Origin of the sequence: Modestobacter italicus (assembly GCF_019799965.1) — a bacterium.
Lineage (GTDB): Bacteria > Actinomycetota > Actinomycetes > Mycobacteriales > Geodermatophilaceae > Modestobacter > Modestobacter italicus_A.
In genome coordinates, this window is the sequence record NZ_JABGCJ010000004.1 from 231920 (window position 1) to 254712 (window position 22793).

The 22793-nt window shown below is 75.1% G+C and carries 26 protein-coding genes; 12 read left to right on the forward strand and 14 right to left on the reverse strand.

Features of this window, described 5'->3' with window-relative positions:
* The first annotated feature begins 13 nt into the window (after positions 1–13).
* Together HLA93_RS11665 and HLA93_RS11670 are read left to right on the forward strand one after the other, a co-directional pair.
* Positions 14–955, forward strand: a complete 942-nt coding sequence (locus tag HLA93_RS11665; protein ID WP_308128073.1) for a 3-methyladenine DNA glycosylase — start codon at positions 14–16, stop codon at positions 953–955.
* A 17-nt stretch (positions 956–972) separates the two neighbouring features.
* Positions 973–1812 carry a tyrosine-protein phosphatase gene (locus tag HLA93_RS11670; RefSeq protein ID WP_222194546.1) on the forward strand — a complete coding sequence of 280 codons (840 nt, stop codon included), beginning with the start codon at positions 973–975 and terminating at the stop codon, positions 1810–1812.
* 174 nt (positions 1813–1986) lie between these two features.
* Here HLA93_RS11670 and HLA93_RS11675 read toward each other — a convergent pair whose 3' ends face one another.
* Positions 1987–2142, reverse strand: a complete 156-nt coding sequence (locus HLA93_RS11675) for a hypothetical protein (RefSeq protein WP_222194547.1) — start codon at positions 2140–2142, stop codon at positions 1987–1989.
* A gap of 305 nt (positions 2143–2447) precedes the next feature.
* Positions 2448–4145 carry a phosphoenolpyruvate--protein phosphotransferase gene (locus HLA93_RS21545; RefSeq protein ID WP_222194548.1) on the reverse strand — a complete coding sequence of 566 codons (1698 nt, stop codon included), beginning with the start codon at positions 4143–4145 and terminating at the stop codon, positions 2448–2450.
* Between the two features lie 225 nt (positions 4146–4370).
* Here HLA93_RS21545 and HLA93_RS11685 point away from each other — a divergent pair, with 225 nt between their 5' ends.
* Genes HLA93_RS11685 through HLA93_RS11700 form a run of 4 tightly spaced genes read left to right on the forward strand, consistent with a single transcriptional unit; the run spans position 4371 to position 8614 of the window.
* Entirely contained in the window at positions 4371–5144 is a 774-nt protein-coding gene (locus HLA93_RS11685; protein WP_308128074.1) for a DeoR/GlpR family DNA-binding transcription regulator, read from the forward strand.
* Positions 5141–6169 (forward strand): 1-phosphofructokinase family hexose kinase, encoded by a 1029-nt coding sequence (locus tag HLA93_RS11690; RefSeq protein ID WP_222194549.1) that lies wholly within the window; start codon positions 5141–5143, stop codon positions 6167–6169. The genes HLA93_RS11685 and HLA93_RS11690 overlap by 4 nt, the downstream gene beginning before the upstream one ends.
* A 17-nt stretch (positions 6170–6186) precedes the next feature.
* A complete protein-coding gene (locus HLA93_RS11695; protein ID WP_222194550.1) occupies positions 6187–8322 on the forward strand; it encodes a PTS fructose transporter subunit IIABC in 2136 nt (711 codons plus the stop codon).
* A gap of 31 nt (positions 8323–8353) precedes the next feature.
* Positions 8354–8614, forward strand: coding sequence for an HPr family phosphocarrier protein (locus HLA93_RS11700; RefSeq protein ID WP_222194551.1), 261 nt, complete (start codon positions 8354–8356; stop codon positions 8612–8614).
* 71 nt (positions 8615–8685) lie between these two features.
* On the opposite strand, the gene HLA93_RS11705 is transcribed toward HLA93_RS11700, so the two are convergent.
* The 4 genes from HLA93_RS11705 to HLA93_RS11720 form a co-directional block, all read right to left on the reverse strand.
* Positions 8686–9306 (reverse strand): flavodoxin family protein, encoded by a 621-nt coding sequence (locus tag HLA93_RS11705; RefSeq protein ID WP_222194552.1) that lies wholly within the window; start codon positions 9304–9306, stop codon positions 8686–8688.
* A gap of 107 nt (positions 9307–9413) precedes the next feature.
* Positions 9414–9872: an SRPBCC family protein gene (locus tag HLA93_RS11710; RefSeq protein ID WP_222194553.1), complete on the reverse strand. Its 459-nt coding sequence runs from the start codon at positions 9870–9872 to the stop codon at positions 9414–9416.
* A 181-nt stretch (positions 9873–10053) separates the two neighbouring features.
* Entirely contained in the window at positions 10054–10464 is a 411-nt protein-coding gene (locus HLA93_RS11715) for a hypothetical protein (protein ID WP_222194554.1), read from the reverse strand.
* 149 nt (positions 10465–10613) lie between these two features.
* Entirely contained in the window at positions 10614–11795 is a 1182-nt protein-coding gene (locus HLA93_RS11720; protein ID WP_222194555.1) for an AGE family epimerase/isomerase, read from the reverse strand.
* Between the two features lie 148 nt (positions 11796–11943).
* Between HLA93_RS11720 and HLA93_RS11725 the strand changes: the two genes are divergently transcribed.
* Positions 11944–12885 carry a hypothetical protein gene (locus HLA93_RS11725; protein WP_222194556.1) on the forward strand — a complete coding sequence of 314 codons (942 nt, stop codon included), beginning with the start codon at positions 11944–11946 and terminating at the stop codon, positions 12883–12885.
* A 5-nt stretch (positions 12886–12890) separates the two neighbouring features.
* On the forward strand, positions 12891–13265 hold the full coding sequence (locus tag HLA93_RS11730) for a GntR family transcriptional regulator (RefSeq protein WP_308128075.1): 375 nt from the start codon (positions 12891–12893) through the stop codon (positions 13263–13265).
* Positions 13266–13424: 159 nt separating this feature from the next.
* Here the strand turns inward: HLA93_RS11730 and HLA93_RS11735 are convergent, their stop codons facing one another.
* The 3 genes from HLA93_RS11735 to pdhA are packed head-to-tail and all read right to left on the reverse strand — an operon-like array spanning position 13425 to position 17029.
* Positions 13425–14909, reverse strand: a complete 1485-nt coding sequence (locus HLA93_RS11735) for a dihydrolipoamide acetyltransferase family protein (protein ID WP_222194558.1) — start codon at positions 14907–14909, stop codon at positions 13425–13427.
* A gap of 3 nt (positions 14910–14912) precedes the next feature.
* On the reverse strand, positions 14913–15890 hold the full coding sequence (locus tag HLA93_RS11740) for an alpha-ketoacid dehydrogenase subunit beta (protein ID WP_222194559.1): 978 nt from the start codon (positions 15888–15890) through the stop codon (positions 14913–14915).
* Entirely contained in the window at positions 15890–17029 is a 1140-nt protein-coding gene (pdhA, locus tag HLA93_RS11745; protein ID WP_222194560.1) for a pyruvate dehydrogenase (acetyl-transferring) E1 component subunit alpha, read from the reverse strand. The genes HLA93_RS11740 and pdhA overlap by 1 nt, the downstream gene beginning before the upstream one ends.
* A 217-nt stretch (positions 17030–17246) precedes the next feature.
* Between pdhA and HLA93_RS11750 the strand changes: the two genes are divergently transcribed.
* Complete coding sequence (locus tag HLA93_RS11750; RefSeq protein WP_222194561.1) at positions 17247–17735, forward strand: Lrp/AsnC family transcriptional regulator; 489 nt, start codon at positions 17247–17249, stop codon at positions 17733–17735.
* Between the two features lie 18 nt (positions 17736–17753).
* On the opposite strand, the gene HLA93_RS22030 is transcribed toward HLA93_RS11750, so the two are convergent.
* Positions 17754–18005 carry a DUF3253 domain-containing protein gene (locus tag HLA93_RS22030; protein WP_222194562.1) on the reverse strand — a complete coding sequence of 84 codons (252 nt, stop codon included), beginning with the start codon at positions 18003–18005 and terminating at the stop codon, positions 17754–17756.
* A 79-nt stretch (positions 18006–18084) separates the two neighbouring features.
* On the opposite strand from HLA93_RS22030, the gene HLA93_RS11760 reads away from it, so the two are divergent.
* Genes HLA93_RS11760 through HLA93_RS11770 form a run of 3 tightly spaced genes read left to right on the forward strand, consistent with a single transcriptional unit; the run spans position 18085 to position 19072 of the window.
* Positions 18085–18321, forward strand: coding sequence for a hypothetical protein (locus HLA93_RS11760; RefSeq protein WP_222194563.1), 237 nt, complete (start codon positions 18085–18087; stop codon positions 18319–18321).
* A 40-nt stretch (positions 18322–18361) separates the two neighbouring features.
* Entirely contained in the window at positions 18362–18880 is a 519-nt protein-coding gene (locus HLA93_RS11765; RefSeq protein ID WP_222194564.1) for a hypothetical protein, read from the forward strand.
* 54 nt (positions 18881–18934) lie between these two features.
* On the forward strand, positions 18935–19072 hold the full coding sequence (locus HLA93_RS11770) for a hypothetical protein (RefSeq protein WP_222194565.1): 138 nt from the start codon (positions 18935–18937) through the stop codon (positions 19070–19072).
* Here HLA93_RS11770 and HLA93_RS11775 read toward each other — a convergent pair.
* The 4 genes from HLA93_RS11775 to HLA93_RS11790 all read right to left on the reverse strand — a co-directional run bounded on the left by HLA93_RS11775 (position 19057) and on the right by HLA93_RS11790 (position 22781).
* The gene (locus HLA93_RS11775) at positions 19057–19791 is read right to left on the reverse strand and encodes an aspartate/glutamate racemase family protein (protein ID WP_308128076.1); all 735 of its coding nucleotides are present in this window, start codon (positions 19789–19791) and stop codon (positions 19057–19059) included. The two genes, HLA93_RS11770 and HLA93_RS11775, sit on opposite strands and share 16 nt — an antisense overlap.
* A complete protein-coding gene (locus tag HLA93_RS11780; RefSeq protein WP_222194566.1) occupies positions 19788–21113 on the reverse strand; it encodes a serine hydrolase domain-containing protein in 1326 nt (441 codons plus the stop codon). The genes HLA93_RS11775 and HLA93_RS11780 overlap by 4 nt, the downstream gene beginning before the upstream one ends.
* 8 nt (positions 21114–21121) lie before the next feature.
* On the reverse strand, positions 21122–21463 hold the full coding sequence (locus HLA93_RS11785) for a DUF3817 domain-containing protein (protein WP_222194567.1): 342 nt from the start codon (positions 21461–21463) through the stop codon (positions 21122–21124).
* A gap of 184 nt (positions 21464–21647) precedes the next feature.
* Positions 21648–22781, reverse strand: coding sequence for a C40 family peptidase (locus tag HLA93_RS11790; RefSeq protein WP_222194568.1), 1134 nt, complete (start codon positions 22779–22781; stop codon positions 21648–21650).
* Positions 22782–22793: the final 12 nt, after the last annotated feature.

Genomic DNA, 22793 nt, shown 5'->3' on the forward strand with positions numbered 1-22793 from the left:
CTACCCTGGGCCGGTGCTCCCGCTCGTCCACACAGCGTCGACCGCCCTGCCCGGGGCGCCGACCGCCCTGCCCGAGGCGGAGTGGACGGCGCGGGCCGCGGCGCACGAGCAGCGGATGGACCGCTGGCTGGTGCCGCACCGGGAGCGCCGCCGGGCCGGGGTCGCCCACCCGGTGCACGACTTCCTGTTCACCTACTACTCCGAGACGCCGGGCCGACTGCGGCGCTGGCACCCAGGCGTCGGCACCGCGCTGACCGGCGCACCCGCCGCCGACCGGCTGGCCTGGCCGTTCTACGCCGAGGTCGACGCGCTCACCGCCGACGGCCGGACCGTGCGCGCGGTGGGCCTGGACCTGCCGGCCTTCCTGGCCAAGCGGCGGGCCTCGGTCGGCTGGATCGAGGGCCTGCTGCGCGGCACCGCGGCCCGCCCCGGCCAGTTCGGCTGCTTCGGCATGCACGAGTGGGCGATGCTCTACCGCCCGGGCGCCGGCGAGGTGCGGCACGAGCAGCTGCCGCTGCGACTGGGGCAGGCCGGCACCGACGCCGTCGTCGAGCAGCACAAGGTGCAGTGCAGCCACATCGACGCGTTCCGCTTCTTCACCCGGGCCGCCGAGCCGCGCAACGCGCTCCGCCCGACCCGGGAGACCCAGCAGCAGCTGGAGCAGCCGGGCTGCCTGCACGCGACGATGGACCTGTTCAAGTGGGCCTACAAGCTCACCCCAGCGGTGCCCGGTGACCTGCTGGCCGACTGCTTCGCCCTCGCCGCCGACGTCCGGGAGCTGGACATGCGGGCCTCCCCCTACGACCTGCGGGCGCACGGGTACGCGCCGGTCGCGGTGGAGACGGCCGAGGGCAAGGCCGAGTACGTGGCCGCCCAGCGCGGCTTCGCCGCCCGCGGCGCGGTGCTCCGGGAACGGCTGCTCGGCGTGTGCGACGAGCTGCTCGGCGCGGCCTGACGTCGTACGGTCGAGGCGTGACGTCGACCCGCACCGACCGCTGGCTGCACCTGGACGGGACCACCAACACCCGCGACCTGGGCGGGCTGCCGACCACCGACGGCGGGACGACGCAGTTCGGGCGGGTCCTGCGCAGCGACAACCTGCAGACCCTGAGCGAGGCCGACGTCGCGGCGCTGGTCGAGGAGGTCGGCCTCACCGAGGTCGTCGACCTGCGCACCACCGCGGAGATCCTGCTGGAGGGCCGCAGCCCGCTCCGGGACGTCGACACCGTCGTCCACCGGCACTTCACCCTGCTGCCCGAGCGGGGCCGGCGCACCGACGTCTTCGCCGCCGAGGAGAGCGACGAGGAGGTGCGGGCGCAGTTGCCGGCCGACTGGGCGGAGTCGCTGCTCCCCCGCCAGGTCGCCCCGGGGGACGAGGGCGAGCCGCCCGCCGTCCGCTCCTACCTGGGGTACCTCACCGACGGCACCGAGAACGTGCTCGCCGCGCTGCGCTCCCTGGCCACCGGCGGACCCGGCGCGGCCGTGGTGCACTGCGCCGCCGGCAAGGACCGCACCGGCGTGGTCTGTGCCCTCGCCCTGGCGGTGGCCGGGGTGACCCCGGAGGCGATCATCGCCGACTACGCCCAGACCGCCGAGGTCATCGACGCGCTCGTCGCCAAGCTGGCCAGCAGCCCCACCTACGCCGAGGACATGACCCGGCGTGACGTGGCCAGCCACACCCCGCGGGCGGAGTCGATGCGACGCGTCCTGGAGCTGCTCGACGAACGCTGGGGCGGTCCGGTCGGCTGGCTGGAGCAGCACGGCTTCGGAGCCGAGGAACAGGCCGCGCTCCGCGCCCGCCTCCGCGACTGAGGAGGACCGTCCTCCTCACCCCTCGCGAGCTCGGGCGAGCCCCTGGACGGGGCCGCAGGTCGGCGACGACGCGCAACGCATGCCCCCGGACAGCAGAGGACCCCGGCTCCCTGAGGGAGTCCGGGGTCGCGGTGCGTTCCTGTGCTCGCCCTCGTCGTCGAGGGCGGGGGTCGATCAGCGCAGGACGTTGGTGAACTGGCTGCTGTTGGCCAGGGTCAGCAGCTCGTCGCGCATGGCGGGGCTGCTGGTGCGGGCGACGGCGGCGCTGAGGGCCCGCCGCGTACGCGACGCCTGCCGACGCTGACGCCAGCTGGAGGTCACGCTGCTCATGTCACTGCCTTCTTCCGGTGGTCCCGAGTGGGTGTTACACCTGCATTAAACCAGGCGCAACGGCTTCTATTCCATCGGATCCAAGGTCGTGTCGCTGAAGGTTCCGACGGATTCTTCACCCGAAGGGGGTATCGGCCATCGATCCGTCACCTGAGGGTCACTTGTCCAGCACCTACGCAGTGCAGTCGGTCACCTCGGCTGGGTGAACGCACCCGCATCCCGGACACGACGACGCCCCGCCGGTCCATCGACCGACGGGGCGTCGTCCTGGTGCAGCGTCCGGGCCCGGCACGCCGGGCGGGACGTCAGGAGGCGGCGGCGAGCACCTCGCGCACCGCGGCGCGTGCGGACGCCGGGTCCGCGGCGGCCAGCGCCGCCTCGGCGGCCCGCTGACAGGTGGCCAGGTCGACCGTCGCCAGCCGGGCGCCGACCCCGGCGACCGAGCTGGCCGCGCAGGACAGCGAGGTGATCCCCATGCCGACCAGGACGCAGGCCAGCACCGGGTCCGCGGCCGCCTCGCCGCAGACGCCCACCGGCTTGCCCGCCCGCTGCCCCGCGGCGGCCGTGGCCTGCACCAGCGCCAGCAGCGCCGGCTGCCAGGGGTCGGTCAGGTCGGCCAGGTCCGCCGACAGCCGGTCGGCGGCCAGCGTGTACTGCGACAGGTCGTTGGTGCCGATGGACAGGAAGTCCAGGTGCTCGAGGAACCGGTCGGCCAGCACGGCGACCGAGGGCACCTCGACCATCACGCCGGGGACCATGCCCCGCTCCCGCACCTGCGCGGCGAAGTCCGCGGCCTCGGCCACGGTGGCCACCATCGGCGCCATCACCCACGGCTGCGCGCCGGTCTCCCGGGCGGCCTGGGCGACGGCGTCCAGCTGGCGGGTGAGCAGGCCCGGGTCGCGACGGGCGGTGCGCAGCCCCCGGACGCCGAGGGCCGGGTTCGCCTCGTCCGGCGGGGTGGCGAAGGGCAGCGGCTTGTCCGAGCCGGCGTCCAGGGTGCGCAGCACGACCTTGCCGCCGGGGAAGGCGGCGAACACGTCGGCGTAGATGCCGGCCTGCTCCTCGACCGAGGGCTCCTCGCTGCGGCCGAAGAAGGCGAGCTCGGTGCGCAGCAGCCCGACACCCTCGGCGCGGGCGGCCGCGGCGGCCCGCGCCCCGGCGCCGTCCTGCACGTTGGCCAGCACGGCGACGGCGTGGCCGTCGCGAGTCGCGCCGGGGCCGCGGTACCCGGCCAGCGCGGCCGCCGCCTCCCGGGACGCGGCGACCCGGGAGGCGGCCTCCTCGGGCTCGGGGTCGACGGTGACCGTGCCGTGCTCGCCGTCCACCAGGACCACCGCGCCCTCGGGGACGTCGCCCAGCCCGCCGACGCCGACCACGCAGGGCAGGCCGAGCTGCCGGGCGATGATCGCGGTGTGGCTGGTCGCCCCGCCGAGCCGGGTGGCCAGGGCGACGATCCGGGTCGGGTCCAGGCCAGCGGTGTCGGCCGGGGCCAGGTCGTCGGCGAGCAGCACCGACGGGGTCTCCGGCGCCGGCACGCCGGGCTCGCCCTGACCGGTCAGCTCCGCGACGATCCGGTTGCGGACGTCGCGGACGTCGGTGGCCCGCTCGGCCATCACGCCGCCCAGGCTGCTGAACAGCTCGACGAACTGCTCCGCGGCCCCGACCGTGGCGGCCTCGGCGGAGGCGCCGTCGCCGATGCGCTGCTCGACGGTGGACAGCAGCCCGCGGTCCCGGGCCAGCTGCGCGGTGGTGTTCAGCACCTCGGCGCTGACCCCGGTGGCCGCGGCGGCACGCGCCGCCAGCCGCTCGGCGACCGCATCGGCGGCCGCGGCGAACCGGTCCTTCTCGGCCGCCCGCTGGTCCTCCGGGACGACCGGGCCGTCGGCCGGGGGCAGCTCGATCTCACCGACGGGGCGGACGACGGGCCCGACGGCGACCCCGGGCACCACCGGCGTGCCGGTCAGCACGCTCTCCTGGCTGAGGGCGGTCGGGGTGCTGGACATGGAGGCCTCACTGTCTGCTCGGACCCGCGGGCTCGGCGGGGACCGGGCTCGTCGTGGGGGTGGCGGTGGGAAGACTGTCGCAGCGACGATGATGCGGTCGGTGACCAGGGTCACCAGCGAGGCTTGACTTGTCAACTGATCCCACGTAGAACAACAGGAACAAAGCCCAGATGCCACACAGTCGGGCACAGGATCGCAAACCCGCACTGCGACGTTGCTCAGGGGGTGACCGTGTACGCCGAGGAACGCCAGCAGGCCATCGCCGGCCTGGTCACCCAGCGGGGCCGGGTCGCGGTCACCGCGGTCGCCGAGCACTTCGGCGTCACCACCGAGACGGTGCGCCGGGACCTCGCCGTCCTGGAGCGCGCCGGGATGCTCCGGCGGGTGCACGGCGGCGCCGTCCCGGTCGGCACGCTGACGGTGGTCGAGCCCGGGCTCGGTGAGCGGCGCACCACCCGGATCGAGGCCAAGCGCCGGATCGCCGCAGCAGCCCTCACGCTGGTGCCGCCGGCCAACGGCAGCCTGATCCTGGACGGCGGCAGCTCCACCGCCGCGCTCGCCGAGGTGCTGCCCGGCGACCGGTCCCTCGTCGCGGCCACCAACTCCGTCCCGATCGCCGCGCGGCTCTCCAACGCCCCCGGCGTGACGCTGCACGTGCTCGGCGGCCGGGTGCGCGGCGTCACCCAGTCCGCGGTGGGCGAGTCGACCGTGGCCGCCCTCGCCGAACTGCGCGCCGACGTGGTCTTCCTCGGCACCAACGGGATCAGCCTGGCGCACGGCTTCTCCACCCCCGACGAGGCCGAGGCCGCGGTCAAGCGCGCGATGACCCGGGCCGGGCAGCGGGTCGTGGTGCTCGCCGACAGCAGCAAGCTCGGCCGCGAGCACCTGGTGCGCTTCGCGGCCCTGACGGACGTCGACGTCCTGGTCACCGACGACGAGGCCGACCCGGCCGTCGTCGCCGAGCTCGAGCAACAGGGGATCGAGGTGCTCGTCGCATGAGGACGGACTCCGCACCGGCCGGACGTCGGGTGGTCACGCTGACCGCCAACCCCAGCCTGGACCGGACACTGGGCCTGCCCGGCCCGCTCGAGCGGGGCGCCGTCGCCCGGCTCGGCGCCCGCAGCTCGGTCGAACCCGGCGGCAAGGGCGTGAACGTCTCCCGCGCCCTCGCCGCCTCCGGGGCCGATGTCGTCTCGGTGCTGCCCGCCGCCGACGGCGACCCGATCGTCGTCGCACTGCAGGCACTCGGCCTGCCCCTGTCGACCGTGCCGGTCAACTCCCCGGTGCGCACCAACTACACGCTCACCGAGCCCGACGGCACCACCACCAAGCTCAACGAGCCCGGCGCCCGGCTGCACGAGCAGACCCTCGCCGCCCTGCAGGCCGCCGTCTGGGAACACGCTGCCGACGCCCGCTGGGTCGTGCTGTCGGGCTCGCTGCCCCCGGGCACCCCCGTCGACTGGTACGCCACCCTCGTGCGCGCGCTGCGCGGCACCGGCGCCCGGATCGCGGTGGACACCTCCGAGGCGCCACTGCTGGCGCTGCTGTCGGCCGGGCCGGACGCCGCACCCGACCTGCTCAAGCCCAACACCGAGGAGCTCGCCCAGCTCGCCGGGGTCGAGGAGGAGACGCTGACCGCCGACCCGGCCGCGATGCTGGCCGCGGTGGACTCGCTGCACGAGCGCGGCGTCGCCGAGGTGCTGCTCACCCTGGGCGCCGACGGCGCGCTGCTCTCCACCGCCGACGGCGGGCGCTGGTCGGCCCGGCCGCCCCGGGTGACGGTGCGCAGCACGGTCGGCGCGGGCGACTGCAGCCTGGCCGGCTACGTGCTGGCCGACCTCGCCGGCGCGGCCCCTGCCGAGCGGCTGCGCTCCGCGGTCGCCTACGGGTCCGCCAGTGCCGCCCTGCCGGGCTCCGCCGTCCCGACCTCCGGCCAGGTCGACCTGACCGCCGTGGAGGTCTCCGCGGGCCCGCCCGCGCACGCTGCTCCCGCCGCGGCCGCTCCGGTCGCCGGCGCTCGCTGACCACTCCCGGGGGAACCATGTCCGCTCTCATCACCACCGAGTTGGTGGCGCTCGACGCCGACCTCGGTGCCGACAAGGACGCCGTCGTCCGCCGGCTCGCCGGCCTGGTCGCCGGCGCCGGCCGCGCGACCGGCGCCGAGTCGCTGCACGCCGACGCGATGGCCCGGGAGGCGAAGGCGGCCACCGGGCTGCCCGGCGGCATCGCCATCCCGCACTGCCGGTCCGCGGCGGTCACCCAGGCCTCGCTGGCCTTCGCCCGGCTGCGACCGGCGGTCGACTTCGGCGCCCCGGACGGCCCGGCCGACCTCGCCTTCCTGATCGCGGCGCCCGAGCACGGCGACGCCGACCACCTCACCCTGCTCACCGCGCTGGCCCGCGCCCTGGTGCGACCGGAGTTCGTCGCCTCGCTGCGGGCCGCCGGGTCGGCCGAGGAGGTCGTCGCCCTGGTGCAGGACGTCGTCTCCCCCGCCGAGGCGCCGGCCGCCGCTCCGCAGTCCACCGGCGGGGCCACCGCCGCCGCCGCCCCGGCCACACCTCCCGCGACGACGGCGGCGCGCAGCATCGTGGCGGTCAGCGCCTGCCCCACCGGCATCGCGCACACCTACATGGCCGCCGACAAGCTCACCGCCGCGGCGAAGGAGCTGGGCGTCGAGCTGCACGTGGAGACCCAGGGCTCCTCGGGTTCCACGCCGCTGGACCCGTCGGTGATCGCCCGCGCGGACGCCGTCATCTTCGCCGTCGACGTCGGGGTCAAGGACCGGGACCGCTTCGCCGGCAAGCCGCTGGTGCAGTCGGGCACCAAGCGGGCGATGAACGAGCCCGAGGTGATGATCCGCGAGGCGCTCGCCGCCGCCGACGACCCGGACGCCCGCCGGGTGCCCGGCACCGCCTCGGGCGGCGCCGCGGCCCCGGCCGGCGGTGACCGGCCCAGCACCGGGTCGGAGATCCGCCGCTGGCTGCTCACCGGCGTCAGCTACATGATCCCGTTCGTCGCCGCCGGTGGCCTGCTCATCGCGCTGGGCTTCCTGTTCGGCGGCTACCAGATCGTCAACCCCGACCCGGACGCCGAGGGCCTGAGCTACGCCACGAACTGGGCGCTCAACAACACCTTCTTCGACCTGCCGAGCGCCGGCGGGATCGAGGGGCTGAACGACGGCTTCCTCGGCTACCTGGGCGCGCTGTGCACCGTGCTCGGCCAGGCGGCCTTCGGCTTCCTGGTGCCGGCGCTGGCCGGCTACATCGCCTACGCCATCGCCGACCGGCCGGGCATCGTCCCGGGCTTCGTCGTCGGCGCGGTCTCGCTGACCGTCGGCGCCGGCTTCCTCGGCGGCCTGGTGGGCGGCATCATCGCCGGCTTCGCGGCGCTGTGGATCAGCCGCTGGAAGCTGCCCGCCTTCGCCCGCGGCCTGCAGCCGGTGGTGATCATCCCGCTGCTGGCCACGCTGATCTCCAGCGGGCTGATGGTCGTCGTGCTGGGCCGGCCGCTGGCCTGGGCCCTCGAGGAGCTCGGCGATTGGCTCAACGGGCTGACCGGCGCCAACGCCGCCCTGCTCGGGATCGTCCTCGGGCTCATGATGTGCTTCGACCTGGGCGGGCCGGTCAACAAGGCGGCCTACGTCTTCGCCACCACCGGACTCACCGCCGCCGCCACCAGTGGCCCGCTGGTCATCATGGCGACCGTCATGGCCGCCGGCATGGTGCCGCCGCTGGCGATGGCGCTGTCCAGCACGCTGCTGCGCCCGAAGCTGTACACCCCGGCCGAGCGGGACAACGGCAAGGCGGCCTGGCTGCTCGGCGCCTCGTTCATCTCCGAGGGCGCCATCCCGTTCGCCGCAGCCGACCCGCTGCGGGTGATCCCCTCGATGATGCTGGGCGGGGCGACCACCGGAGCGATCGTGGCCGCCAGCGGGGTGGAGCTGCGCGCGCCGCACGGTGGGTTCTTCGTGCTGTTCGCCATCACCGGGATCGCCTGGTTCGTGCTCGCCATCGTCGCCGGCACGATCGTCGGCGGTCTGGCCGTCACCATCGCCAAGAGCATCGGGCGGACGCCGGCCGCCACCTCGCCGACCACCGACCTCACCGAGGACGTGGCCGGCGGCCCCGCCGCGGGCACCGCCCCGGCGCAGCCCGTCGCGACGCCCCCGGCACACTGACCCCAGCACGCCGACCAGAAAGCAGGCACCGATGCCCTCCAAGACCGTGACCGTCGGCTCCGCCGTCGGCCTGCACGCCCGCCCGGCCGCGCTCATCGCCGAGGCCGTCGCCAAGTCCGGGGTGCCGGTCACCCTGGCCACCCCCGGCGGCAACCCGATCGACGCCGGCTCACCGCTGATGATCATGACCCTGGGCGCCAAGCAGGGCACCGAGGTCGTCGTCAGCAGCGACGACGAGGCGGTGCTCGACCAGGTCGCCGGCATGGTCGCCAGCGACCTCGACGCCGAGTAGCGACACCCGGGCCCCTCGAGGGGCCGACAGGACAGCGCCCGTGCCCGGTGGGGACGGGCGCTGTCGTCGTGTCAGGAGGCGGGCGGGTAGGGCTGGTCCCTCAGCAGCCGAGCCAGGTGGGCGGCGTTGCGGGCCACGGTCGCGGTCGTCGTGGCGGTCGCCTCCGGGGTCTCGTCGAGGTCCTGGTAGTCGGTGCCGTGCATCGCCTCGCCGTTCCAGTACGTGGCGCCCTGGGCGGGAACGGTGAACCCGACGTCGTCCAGGGCCTGGAACAGGTCGGCGCTGATCTTGTGCGCGCCGTCCTCGTTGCCGACGACGGCGACGATGCCCACCTTGCCGAAGGTGTGCGGGCGGCCCTGCTCGTCGGTCTCGGAGATCTCGGCGTCCAGCCGCTCCACCACCCGGTTGGCGACGCTGCTCATCTGACCGACCCAGGTGGGGGTGGCGATCAGCAGGACGTCGGCGGCCAGGACCTTCTCCCGGATCGCGGGCCAGGCGTCACCCTCGCCCATGTCCACCTCGACGCCGGGCTTCACGTCGTGGTCGACGACCCGGAGCAGCTCGCCCTCCACCCCGTGCTCGGCGAGGGCGTCGAGCACCTGGCGGGCGATCAGGTCGGTGCTGGAGGGGGCGGGGGACGGCTTGAGGCTGCAGGTCAGCGCGAGGGCGCGGAGCGGGGTGGAGGTCGTCATGATCTTCCCTTGCCCTATTCGGTCGCGCACTGCACATCGATGTCGGCCCCGAACGCGACGGCGCCCGCCTCCTCCAGGTGGAGAGGGCGGGCGCCGTCGGGCCTGCGTCAGCCCTCGCGCGGCACGTCCCCGCGCCAGGCGCCGGTCTCGGTGCCGCGGCTCTCGATGAACTCCTTGAAGCGCTTGACGTCGGCGCTGATCTGCCGGTCGTCCACGCCGACCGCGGCGCCGACCTTCTCCACGACGCCCTCGGGCTCCCAGTCGATCTGGACCATCACCCGGGTCGTGGTGTCACTGATCTTGTGGAAGGTGACCACGCCGGCGTGGGACTTGCCGTCGGTGCTCTTCCAGGCCACCCGCTCGTCGGGGTGCTGCTCGGTGATCTCGGCGTCGAACTCGCGCTCGACCCCGCCGACCTTGGTGACCCAGTGGGTGTGCCGGTCGTCGAGCTGGGTGATCCGCTCGACCCCGTTCATGAACTGCGGGAACGACTCGAACTGCGTCCACTGGTCGTAGACCTGCCGGATCGGCACGTCCACGTCGATCGACTTCTCCACGTTCGCCATGGGGAGCCTCCTCTGCTCGGGGGTCTCGTACGTCCAGCAGCCCCCTACCCGACGGCGCCCGCCGGGTACACGCCCGGTGACCGGACGCACCCGTTCCGATCGACTCCTGTGGTGATCACCTCGGGCTGGTGGGTGCCTCGCGAGGCCGGAGACCCCGGCCGGCCCGATCTCGCGACGCCGCCTACGCGCGGGGCAGGCGCCAGCGGGCCGTGAGCACCAGCATGCCGAGGAAGGCGGCCACGGCCACCGCGCCGAGAGCGAGCACCAGCCAGCGCAGCCACTCGAACGACTCGGGCAGCACTCGCGCCGCGAGGCCGGGCAGGACGGCGACGCACCAGCTCACCGTCGCCGCCGTCGACCAGCTGCGTGCCCGCACCACCCGTGGGTCCTCGGCCACCGCGGGGTCCTGCCAGGTGCGCTGCAGGAAGCCGAGGCAGACCAGCGCACAGACGAAGGCGACGAGCAGGAGCAGCCCGACCGCCGGCCCTGCCTCTTCCCGGATGACCAGCAGGGCCAGCCCGGTCAGGACGCAGAGCACCGCCCCGGCGCCCGCGGCCAGCCCGATGCGGCGCCACAGGAGCAGGGTCGGCATCCCGAGCGGCTCCCGCAGCTCCTCACGCCGAGCGGTGGCACCGCTCCCCGTCCGGCTCATCGTCGAGGCCCTCCCAGGTCGGTCACCGCGACGCCGGCCGGCTCCGCTGTCCGGGTGCACCGAAGCACCGCAGCGGGGCCCTGTCCAGATCAGCGGGAGGCGAGGACGGCGGCGGCCACGCTGCCGCGGACTGGGCGGCCGGGCAGCAGGAGCATCTGCACCAGGTGGTAGGCGTCCGGCTTGCCCGCCCAGGTGCCGCTGCCCACGGCGCCCTCGGGGGTCAGCTCGTGGTGCCAGCTGCCCACCGACGGGTCGAGGAAGAGCCGTTCGCCCAGCTCGGCCCAGCGGTGCTGCAGGGTCGCCGTCCGCGGGTCGCCGGTGAGGGCGGAGCGGACCGCGGCGGCGGCCACCGCCTCGCAGAGCACCCAGTGCATGCGCGCCCCGACCACCGGCTGGTCGGACCAGTCGAGGGTGTACGGGAAGCCCTCGTGCCCGTCGGCCGCCCAGCCACGCTCCACCGCGGCGGTGAAGAGCGCGTCGGCGTCGGCGTGCAGCCAGCCAGGGGCGTGCTCGCCGAGGGCGGCCGCCAGGTGCCAGCACAGCCGGGCCCACTCGAACTGGTGCCCGACCGTCACCCCGTAGGGCCGGAAGGGGTCGGCCGGCCGGTCGCGGTTCAGCTCCGGCAAGGGCTCCCAGCGGTGCGTGAAGTGCTCGGGCAGCCGCCAGTCCCGCTCCCGGGTCCAGCCGTGCACGATCCGCTCGGTCGCCCGCAACGCACGGGTGCGCAGCCGTGCGGCCACGCCCGGGTCGGACGGCGCCAGGGCGTCGGCGGCCGCCAGCGTCGACTCCACCCCGTGCATGTTGGCGTTCGCGCCCCGGTAGTCCTCGGCCGTGGTCCAGCTGCGGTCGAAGGACTCCCGGGCCAGGCCCTCGTCGTCGTCCCAGAACCGCTGCTCCCACACGCCCAGCGCCTCGGTCAGCAGCTCGTGCCCGCCGGGGACCCCGGCGGCCGTGGCGGTGGCGCCGGCCAGCACGACGAAGGCGTGCACGTAGGCGGCCTTGGTGTCGTCGTCGGTGGCCGCCCGCCAGCCGCCGTGCTCGGCGTCGTGCAGCGGGCCGGTGCGCAGCGCGGTGACGCCGTGCTCGGCCAGCTCGGCCGCGCCGGGGTGGTCCAGCAGCGTCGCCAGGCCGAACACGTGCGTCATCCGGGCGCTGATCCAGGTCTCCACCGGGCGGCCAGGGAGCACGGTGCCGTCGTCCCCGGCGTAGCCGAACCCCCCCGGGACCCGGGACCGAGCGGCGAAGGCGAGCACGCGGGTGAGGTCGGTCACCGGGGAACCGTAGCGCCGCCACCGGATCGGGCCGCGCACTCCCGGCCACCGGCGCCACCGGACACTCCCTGGCCGCCCTTGCGCCCGGCCGCACGGACGTGACATTGTCCCAATTGCTTGGCACATTGACTCAGTGATGGGATCGGCGATGCGACTCCTCCCCCTCCTCCTGGTGCTCGCGACGGTGGTCGGCGTCACGGGCCTCACCGCGCTGGCCGTGCGCCGCCCGTTCGCCAGCCACCAGGCCACGGTCGCCGAGGCGCGACAGCACGCAGGTCGCATCTCCGCAGCCGCCCTGGTCGTCGGGCTGCTGGCCGGCGTGGCCACCGGCTACCTGGCCCTGATGTCGCGGTTCACCGGCGAGGCCATTCCCGGGCGGCTGGGCGTGGCGGTCATCTCGGCACCGCTGGCCTTCGGCATGGCCAGCACCGGGGTGGTGCTGCTCGGCGAGCTGACCTGGCCGCGCCCGGCCGGCGACGTCCGCCGCGCCCGCCTGGTGCGCCGCGGCCTGTTCGACGCCGGGCCCCGGTGGCTGCTCCGGCTGGCGGTCGGGACGTTCACGGCGGGGCTCCTGCTGGTGGCTGCCGGCGCCCTCACCGCCGGCCCCGACGGGCGCACGATCACGGTGCGCGCCGGGTACGAGAGCGTGCTGGGTGCCGCCTCGCCCTACGCCGGTCCCGAGTACGGCGTCCCGACGGCGACCGGCCTGGTCGGCCTGGCGGCGCTCACCGTGGGCGCGCTGTGGGCGGTCGCCCACCGGCCCGCGCTGGGCACCGCGGACGAGCGGGTGGAGGAAGTGCTGCGGCAGGCCTCGGCCCACCGCGTCCTCCGCGGCGCGACCTCGGCCGCCCTCATCGCGGTCGGCGGGCTGCTGACGGTGAGTGCACTGTCGCTGCGGAACGCGGCGGCAGGGGCCGCGAGCAGCGCGACGGCCAACGGCCTCCCGGTGGGGACGGCGGCCGGCGTGCTGCCATGGGTCGGCGGGGTGCTCGCCGTCGTGGGGGCGCTCGGGATGGTCGCCGGTCTCGGCGTGCTGGCCGCCCGCGCACCGCGTCTCCCCGCCGAGACCCTGCCCACCGGCGGACGGTGACCCCGGTGGACATCACCGTCGACGTCACCAGCCCGACGCCGCCCTACGAGCAGATCCGCGCGCAGGTGGCGGGCTTCATCGCCAACGGCCTGCTCCTCGCCGGAGCCCGCCTGCCGACCATGCGGGCCCTCGCCGCCGACCTGGGTGTCGCGGTCGGCACGGTGGCCCGGGCCTACCGGGAGCTGGAAGCCGGTGGGCTGGTCGCGAGCCGCCGGCGCACCGGCACGGTCGTGACCGGGTCACCCACGGCGCCCACCCCGCCGGCCGCGGTCCGCGAGGCAGCCGACGAACTCGCCGCGCGGGCCACCCGGGCGGAGCTGGACGAGGAGACGACGGTGGCCGTGCTCCGTGCCGCGTTCGCGAAGGCCTCGCGGGCATGACGAGTCACCCGGCCACTGCCCGGCCCGACCGGGACAGAGCCCCCGCGGACGAGCCCGCGTCCGTGGTCGCGGCACGCCAGCTCGCGGCGGAGGCCGCCCAGCGGGCCCGGCGGCTGCCCGATCTGCCCCGTCGTCCCCGCTGAGCTGCCGGCGCCGGCCTCAGAACGCCAGCGCCGTGCCGGGGTCGTGCAGCAGCGCACCGACGTCGGCCAGGAACCGCGAGCCGAGCTCCCCGTCGATGACCCGGTGGTCGAACGACAGCGCCAGCTGGGTCACCTTGCGCGGCACGACCTTGCCCTTGTGCACCCACGGCATGTCCCGGACGGCGCCGAAGGCCAGGATCGCCGACTCCCCGGGGTTGAGGATCGGCGTCCCGGTGTCGACGCCGAAGACGCCGACGTTGGTGATCGTGATCGTGCCGCCGGTCATGTCCGCCGGCGGGGTCTTCCCGGCCCGGGCGGTCGCGGTCAGCTCGGTGAGCGCCCCGGCCAGCTCGGCCAGCGAGAGCCGGCCGGCGTCCTTGATGTTGGGCACGACGAGCCCGCGCGGGGTGGCCGCGGCGATGCCGAGGTTCACCGCCCCGTGGACGACGATCTCCTGTGCCGCCTCGTCCCAGGAGCTGTTCACCATCGGGTGCCGCTGCGCGGCGAGCAGCACGGCCTTGGCCACGAACAGCAGCGGGCTGACCTTGACCCCGGCGAGCTCCGGCCGGGCGGCGAGCCGGTCGCGCAGCTTCATCGTCCGGGTGACGTCGACGGTGAGGAACTCGGTGACGTGCGGGGCGGTGAAGGCGCTGGCCACCATCGCCGCAGCGGTGTGCTTGCGGACCCCCTTGATCGGGATGCGGGTGTCCCCGGCCGTGCTCTCGCGCGCGAAACCACCCGCGGTTTCGCGCGCGTGAGTGCGCTCGGCGGGCGCACCGAGGACGGCGTCCACGTCGGCGCGGGTGATCACCCCGCCGGGGCCGGTGCCGGTGACCGTGGTCAGGTCGACGCCGAGGTCCTTGGCGTACTTGCGCACCGGCGGCTTGGCCAGCGGCCGCAGCGCCCCCCGGCCGGGCGTCGACGACGTGGCCGGTGCCGGGGCAGCCGCGGCAGCGGCCGCATGGGCCTCGGCTGCCCGGCCTGCCTCCAGACCGCCGTGCCGGACCGGCTTGACCGTGGCGTCGGGCGCGGTGGCCAGCAGCGGCGGCCGCTCGCTGCCGGAGCCGTAGTCGGCCTCCGGGAGGACCTGCGGGGCGGTCGCCCGGGCCGCCGCGGTCTCCGCCGGCTGACCCCGCCGGGGACGGCGCTTGGCCTCGGTGCTGCGCGGGCCGTAGCCGACGAGCACGGCGGTGCGGCCGTTGGCGTTGGTCTCCCCGATCAGCCCACTGCCGGCCGGCTCGGCGGCGCCGCCCCCTGCCCCGACGTCGATGGTGATGATCGGCGCGCCGACGTCCACCGTCGTCCCGGGCTCGAAGAGCAGCTCGGTGACCGTGCCGGCGAACGGGCTGGGCAGCTCGACGGCCGCCTTCGCCGTCTCCACCTCGCACAACGGCTGGTTCACCGTGACCGTGTCGCCCACGGCGACCAGCCACGACAGGATCTCGCCCTCGGTGAGCCCTTCACCGACGTCGGGCAGCTTGAACTGGCGCAGGTCGGCCATCGGTCAGAACCCCAGCGATCGGTCGACGGCGTCGAGCACGCGGTCGAGGTCGGGGAGGTACTCCTCCTCCAGCTTCGACGGCGGGTACGGCGTGTCGTACCCGCCCACCCGCAGCACCGGCGCCTCCAGCGAGTGGAAGCAGGTCTCGGTCACCCGGGCAGCGATCTCCGCCCCCAGCCCCAGGGTCACCGGCGCCTCGTGGACGACGACGCAGCGGCCGGTGCGGCGCACCGAGTCGAACACCGGGTCCAGGTCCAGCGGGGAGACCGTGCGCAGGTCGATGACCTCCAGCGAGCGGCCCTCCTCGGCGGCGGCCTCGGCGGCCTGCAGCGCCGTCTTCACCATCGGGCCGTAGGCCAGCACGGTGACGTCGTCTCCGCCGCGGACCACCCGGGAGCCGAACAGCGGGCCAGGGGCGGTGTCGGTGTCGACGGCGCCCTTCTCCCAGTACCGGCGCTTGGGCTCCAGGAAGACGATCGGGTCGGGTGCGGCGATGGCCTGCTGGATGCCCCAGTAGGCGTCGGCCGGGGTGCTGACCGCGACGACCTTGAGGCCGGCGGTGTGCGCGAAGTACGCCTCCGGGCTCTCGCTGTGGTGCTCGACCGCGCCGATGCCGCCACCGAAGGGGATGCGGATGACGATCGGCATCTGCAGCCTGCCCTTGGAGCGGGCGTGGATCTTGGCGACCTGGGTGACGATCTGGTTGTAGGCGGGGAAGACGAAGCCGTCGAACTGGATCTCGCAGACCGGCCGGTAGCCGCGCATGGCCAACCCGACGGCGGTGCCGAGGATGCCGGCCTCGGCCAGCGGGGTGTCGACGACCCGGGCCTCGCCGAAGTCCTTCTGCAGGCCGTCGGTGATCCGGAAGACCCCGCCGAGCTTGCCGATGTCCTCACCCATGAGCACGACCTTGGCGTCGTCCTCCATGGCCTTGCGGAGGCCGAGGTTGAGCGCCTTGCCGATGGTCAGCGTCTCGGCCATCAGTGGCCCTCTCCCTCGAAGGACGCGTGGTAGGCCACGAACTCCTCGCGCTGGCGGGCCAGCTCGGGGGTCTGCTCGGCGTAGACGTGGTCGAAGATCTCGGTGCCGGCCGGGTCGGGCATCTCCACCGTGCCCTGCCGGATCCGGGCGGCCAGCTCGTCGCCCTCGGCGTCGACCGAGGCGAAGAAGTCGGCGTCGGCGATGCCGGCGCGGGACAGGTGGGCCTTGAGCCGGGCGATCGGGTCGCGCAGCTTCCACTCCTCCAGCTCGCTGGCCAGCCGGTAACGGGTCGGGTCGTCGGAGGTGGTGTGCGCGCCCATCCGGTAGGTGAACGCCTCGATGAACGTGGGGCCCGAGCCCTCCCGCGCGGCGGCGAGCGCTGCCCGGGTGACGGCCAGGACGGCGAGGACGTCGTTGCCGTCGACCCGCACGCCGGGGAAGCCGAAGCCCGCGGCGCGCTGGTAGAGCGGCACCCGCGACTGGCGCTCGATCGGGACGCTGATCGCGTACTGGTTGTTCTGGCAGAAGAAGACGACCGGCGCGGCGAAGGTGGCCGCCCAGATCATCGCCTCGTTCACCTCGCCCTGGCTGGTCGCGCCGTCGCCGAGGAAGGCCAGCGTGGCGCTCTCCGCGCCGTCGCGCTGCAGGCCCATCGCGTAACCGGTGGCGTGCAGGGTCTGCGCGCCGATGACGACGGTGTAGAGGTTGAAGTGGGTGGCCACCGGGTCCCAGCCGCCCTGGTCGACGCCGCGGAACAGGCTGATCACGTGCAGCGGGTCGACGCCGCGGGTCCAGGCGACGCCGTGCTCCCGGTAGGTCGGGAAGGCCATGTCGTCGGGGGCGAGCGCCCGGCCGGCGCCCACCTGGGCCGCCTCCTGGCCCAGCAGCGAGGCCCAGATGCCCAGCTCGCCCTGCCGCTGCAGCGCGGTGGCCTCGACGTCCCAGCGGCGGACCAGGGCCAGGTCGCGGTAGAGCCCGCGCAGCTCGTCGTCGGAGACGTCGAGGGCGTAGTCGGGGTGCTCGACCCGCTCGCCCTCGGGGGTCAGCAACTGCACCAGCTCCGGCTGGCCGGGCAGGTGGGGGGCCCCGGCCCCGGGTACGGGGTCGACCACCTCGGTGGTCTGCTGCAACGCCGTCACGCCACTCTCCTCGCCGTCTCGCGGAGCCCGGGGTCACCGGAGCGCCCGTCGCTGGACGTCCACTGCGGCACCGGGGTGTGGCGCCACTCACACATGGTGGCACGTCGGTGCGCTGCTGTGGAGCAGATCACCGCGCGGCCGATCTGCGCAACACCCCGCCCACGTGGTGAGCACCATGACCAGTAGTAGGACGTCCTCGCATGTCAGACTGAGCAGCGTGCCCGCACTGGACGCCACCGACGCCCGGCTGCTGCTCGCCCTGTCGCAGGACCCGCGGGCCACCGTGCTGGCGCTCTCCCAGCAGCTGGGGCTGGCCCGCAACACGGTGCAGTCACGGCTGGCCCGGCTGGAGTCCGGCGGTGTGCTCGACCCGTTCGAGCGGCGGGTCCGCCCGGAGGCGCTGGGCTACCGGCTCGGCGCCTACGTGACCGTGCAGGTCGTGCAGCGCAGCCTGGCCGACGTGGGCGAGGCGCTGGCCGCGATCCCCGAGGTGCTCGAGGTCATCGGCCTGTCCGGTGTCGCGGACCTGCTGGTCCAGGTGGTGGCCCGGGACGCCGACGACCTGTGGCGGATCACCGAGCAGGTGCTGGCCATCCCAGGGGTGCAGCGCACCGACACCAACCTGGCGCTGCGCCGGTTCGTCGACCACCGGATGACCCCGCTGCTCGAGCGCGCCGCGGGTGCCGCCCGGACGTCCGAGGACTGACCGACCGCCCCGGCGGGCTCAGCGGGGACGCCGGACCCGCACGGGTCCGCGCGCCGTCGCCACGTCGACGACCTCGCCGCGCTGGGTGACCTCCACCTCGCCGGCGGCGGCCAGCCGGCCGGCCGCCGCGCGCGCGGCGGGCATCAGCTCGCGCCAGCCCTCGGGGGCGACGGCGCGGGCGGCCTCCGACGGGCAGATCGAGGTGCCGGTCCGCCGCTGGTCCAGCAGCGCCCCGATCGTGCGCTCGAGCACCTCGTCAACGTCCGCCACGCCCCCAGCCTCCTCCTGCGGACGGCGGCGCGCCGGGACCGCTGGCGCAGACCACCCCGGCCCGAGGATGCTGCGCGCCGTGGGCCGCCTGCTGACGACCGTGCTGCTGGGCTGCGCGCTGCTGCTCACCGGCTGGGCCGCCGCGCCGCCCGCCGCGGCCTGCAGCTGTGCGGGCGCCACCATGCTGCAGCAGTTCGCGGCGGCCGACGTGGTCTTCACCGGCACGCTGCTGACCCTGCTCGCCGGGGTGCTCGCCGTCCGCCGGCGCCGCCGACTCGAGCGCCCCGCCACGGTGCTGGTGCTCACCCGGGACTGAGGCCGTTTGCCCGTCCGCCGGGCCCGGGTAGGCGGCGATCATGGCGAAGCGCACAGCGATCGGGACCATCGGCGCGGGCCGGCACGGGATCAGCACGCTGGGGTGGGTGCTGCGCGGGGCCGCAGCCGGCGCCGCCGGCTCGACGGCGCTCAACGCCGTCACCTACCTGGACATGGCCGGGCGTGGGCGGGGCACCAGCTCCACGCCCGAGCAGACCGTCGAGGCGCTGGCCGAGAAGGCGCACGTCTCCATCCCCGGCGACGAGGAGACCCGGCAGAACCGCGTCCAGGGGCTCGGTCCGCTCACCGGCCTGGTCGCCGGTGTCGGCGTCGGGGTGCTGGCCGGGCTGGCCCGGGCGGCGGGCTTCCGCTCCGCACCGCTGGTCGGCACGGCGCTGACCACCGTCGGCGTGCTGATCGGCTCGAACGGCCCGATGACCGCGCTGGGCATCACCGACCCGCGGACCTGGTCGACCACCGACTGGATCAGCGACGTCGTCCCGCACCTGGCCTACGGCGTGGTGGTCAAGACGACGATGGACGCCTTCGACCCGGCCTGAGCCCTCCCGGGCGGCGGAGCACCGCGGCCCCGGCACAGGCAGCAGACCGGGCGCGTGGACGAGATCACCACCGAGGCCGAGCTCCGCGAGCTGTTCGGCCAGCCGCTGCCGCGGGCCGCGACCAAGGACCGCCCGGCACTGCACGAGATCGACCGCCAGTGGCTCGCCGCCGGCCGCTACCCGACCGCCTGATCGTCCCCGGCCAGCGCCGCGGTGACCGCCGCCTGCACGTGCAGCCGGGTGGTCGGGAAGACCGGCACCGGGCTGTCGTCCGACCCGATGAGCAGCTCGATCTCCGTGCAGCCCAGGACCACGCCCTGCGCCCCTGCGTCGACCAGCCGCCGGATCACCTGGCGGTAGGCCTCGCGCGACTCCTCCCGGACGACGCCGAGGCACAGCTCCTCGTAGATGACCCGGTGCACCAGGGCGCGGTCGTCGGCCGGGGGGACCAGCACCCGCAGCCCGTGCCCGGCGAGCCGGTCCCGGTAGAAGTCCTGCTCCATGGTGAAGGCGGTGCCCAGCAGCCCCACCGTGTCGATGCCGGCGGCGGTCACCGCGGCCGCTGTGGCGTCGGCCAGGTGCAGCAGCGGGATGTCGACGGCCGCCTGCACCTGGTCGGCGACCTTGTGCATGGTGTTGGTGCACAGCACGAGCAGGTCCGCCCCGGCGGCCTCGAGCCCCCGGGCGGCGTCGGCGAGCAGCTCGCCGGCCTCCGCCCACTCCCCGGCTACCTGCAGCCGTTCCACCTCGGCGAAGTCCAGCGACGCGAGGATGCAGCGCGCGGAGTGCAGGCCACCCAGCCGTTCGCGCACCAGCTCGTTCGCCAGTCGGTAGTACTCGGCGCTGGACTCCCAGCTCATCCCGCCGAGCATCCCGATCACCCGCTGCCGCCGCACGGGCGACAGGATCACCCCTGCCAGCCGCGCTCGTCCACCCCTCCGGGCACGGGGGCGTCGGGGTCGTACGGGGTACGGGTGAAGACGAACGTCGCCAGGTCCAGGTGGTCGGGGGCGATCCGCAGGGTCTCCCCCGCGTAGTAGCCGTCCAACCCGACCCAGGTGCCGTCCTCCCGGGCGGTGAACCGGCTCGCCCGCCCGGCCCGGCCCGGCAGCGGCCCCAGGTGCAGCAACCCGCCGGGCTGCGCCCGCAGCACGTGCGGCGCCGGCCCCCAGAACCAGACGCCCAGCACCTCCAGCGGGACCGGCGGAGTGGACGGCGTCCACGCCTCGACCACGCGGGGCTCGGCGGACCGGACGTCGGAGAGCAGACCCGGCACCAGCGGCTCGAGACCGCTCGTGGTGTTGGCCAGGCTCACCGCGCCGAGCTGCTCGACCCGGTCGACGAACACCCCGGCCAGGAACCCGGGCATCGAACCGCCGTGCCCGACGAGCGTGTGCCCGTCGACCCGGAGCACCTGCAGGCCCAGCCCGTACGCCGACCAGCCGGGCACCGACGGGTCGACCCCCGCCGGCACCGTCATCTCCTCCTGCGTGGCCGGGGCCAGCACGTCACCGGTGTCGCCGAGCAGGAAGGCACCGAACCGGGCCAGGTCGGCCAGCGTGGCCCACAGCTGACCAGCGGCGGCCATCACCCCGGCGTCGTGCTCGGGTTCGGGCAGCACCACATCGGCCCACGGGTGCACCGCACACCCCTGCGCCGCCCGCCCGCTGGGCCGGGGCGTCGTGCGGGTCATGCCCAGCGGGCCGAGCACCTCGTCCCGGACGACGTCCTCCCACGGGCGCCGCCGGTGCCGGGCGACCAGCTCACCGAGGAGGCCGAAGCCGAGGTTGGAGTAGTGGAACCGCCGGGCCGCACCGAGGACCACGTCGGTGTCGGTGAGCTGCAGGTCGGCCAGCGACCCACCGGGCACCCGCTCCCACCAGCCGCCGGGGCTCTCGGAGGTCGCGCCGGCCAGGTGGGCGAGCAGCTGGCCGATGGTGCGGTCGCCCAGCGGCGTGCCGGGGAGGTGCTGCTCGAGCGGGTCGTCGAGGCCGAGCCTGCCCTCGTCACGCAGCCGCATCACCACGACGGCGGTGACCGTCTTGCTGATCGAGCCGAGCCGGTACTGCACGTCGGTGTGCGGCTCGTCGACGTCGCCGCGACCGGCCGACCAGGCCAGGCCGCCGTCCCGGACGACGCCGGCGACCAGGCTCGGCGCGCGGCTGTCCCGCTGCACCCGGGCGGTGCGGGCGAGCAGCGTGCGGGCGGTGGCGGGGAGGACCGGCTCGACCACGGTGGGGCTCAGCGGACCGGCTCGGCGGTGTCCACCGGTAGCCGGCCGGTGCGGTGCGCCCAGCGCTCGAACCAGATGGTGACCAGCGGCGGGATCGAGGCGGCCAGGGCCAGCACGGCGGTGAGCGGCGTCCAGCGGAGCACCCGCCAGGCCAGCAGGGTGACCAGCACGTAGGCGACGAACACCGCGCCGTGCACGGGGCCGGCGATCTGCACGCCGACCTCGGTGGTCTCCGGGACGTACTTGACGAACATGCCGGCCAGCAGCAGCACCCAGGACACCGCCTCGGCGATGGCGACGGCCCGGAAGGCGCGGGCGACGGTGCGCGGATCGGTCAGGGCGGCGGGCACGGTGCTCCTCGGTGTCGGGCCGGTGGCGTCCCGACCATCGTGCCCGGCGCGAGCGTGCCGGGGCAGCGGCGGATGCGTGATCGTCACCACCGGGGGCGTGGCGCGGTCGGGCCCGGACGCGCCGGTGCCCCGGCCGCCGTCAGGCGACCGGGGCACCGGTGGGTGTCGCGGGGTGGTGCGGGTGTCAGCCGACCCGGCGCATCGCGGTGATGCTGCCCATGACGTCGATGCTGGCCACCTTGACCACGTCACCCGACGTCGGCGCGTGGACCATCTGGCCGTTGCCGATGTAGATGCCGACGTGGCTCACCGGGGAGTAGAAGGCGATGATGTCGCCCGGCTGCAGCTCGGACCGGGAGACGGCCCGGCCGACGGTGGCCTGCTGGCTGCTGCTGCGCGGGAGGTTGACCCCGGCGGCGGCGTAGGCGTACTTGACCAGGCCGGAGCAGTCGAAGGAACCCGGACCGTTGCCGCCCCACACGTAGGGCTTGCCGCGCTGCGCCATCGCCGCGTTGACCGCGGTGGCGCCTGCGCCGCTGCCGGCCACGACCGGCGTGGACGCTGCCGGGGCAGCAGCCGACGAGGACGCCGACGAGGACGATGCGGACGGCCGGTCGGCCCGGGAGGCCGACTGCGAGGCGTTGCGCTCTGCCGCGGCCGCCGCGACCGCGGCAGCGTGCTGCTGCTCGGCCAGGATGCGGGCCCGCTCGCGCTCCTCGGCGGAGAGGCGGTCGTACTCGGCCTGGTACTCGGCGATCTGGGCGTTCAGGTCGGCCTGGCGTGCGGCGACCTCGTCGACCAGGGCCTTGGCGTCGGCAGCGGCCTTCTCGGCGGCGGCCTTCGCCTCGTCGGCGGCGACGGTGGCCTGCTGCGCGTCGCCCAGGATCTCGTTGTTGTGCCCGGCGATGCTGTCGAGCGTGCCCATCCGCTCGAGCATCTGCTCGGCGGACTCGCTGGTCAGCATGGCCTGCAGCGAGGTCAGCTGCTCGCCGGTGAAGGCGCTGCGGGCGACCTGACGCACGTGGTCACGGGCCTCGGCGACGGCGGCCTCGGCGGCCTGCAGCTCAGCGGCGGCCTTCGCGGCGGCGTCCTGCTGGGCGGTCAGCTGGTCGCTGGCGGCGTGCATCTCCTCGGTGACGACCTCGAGGTCGTGACCCCGCTCGGCGATGAGGGCGGCGGCCTCCTGGGAGGTCTCCGGCGTTTCGGGAGCGGCGAGTGCGGGAAGCGGAGAGAGGGCGACGCCACTGGCGGCGACAACGGTGAACAGGACCCGGCGGCCGGAGCGGCCACGCCGAGCAGAGGTGTGCGTACTCGCCATGTTCGGCGGGTG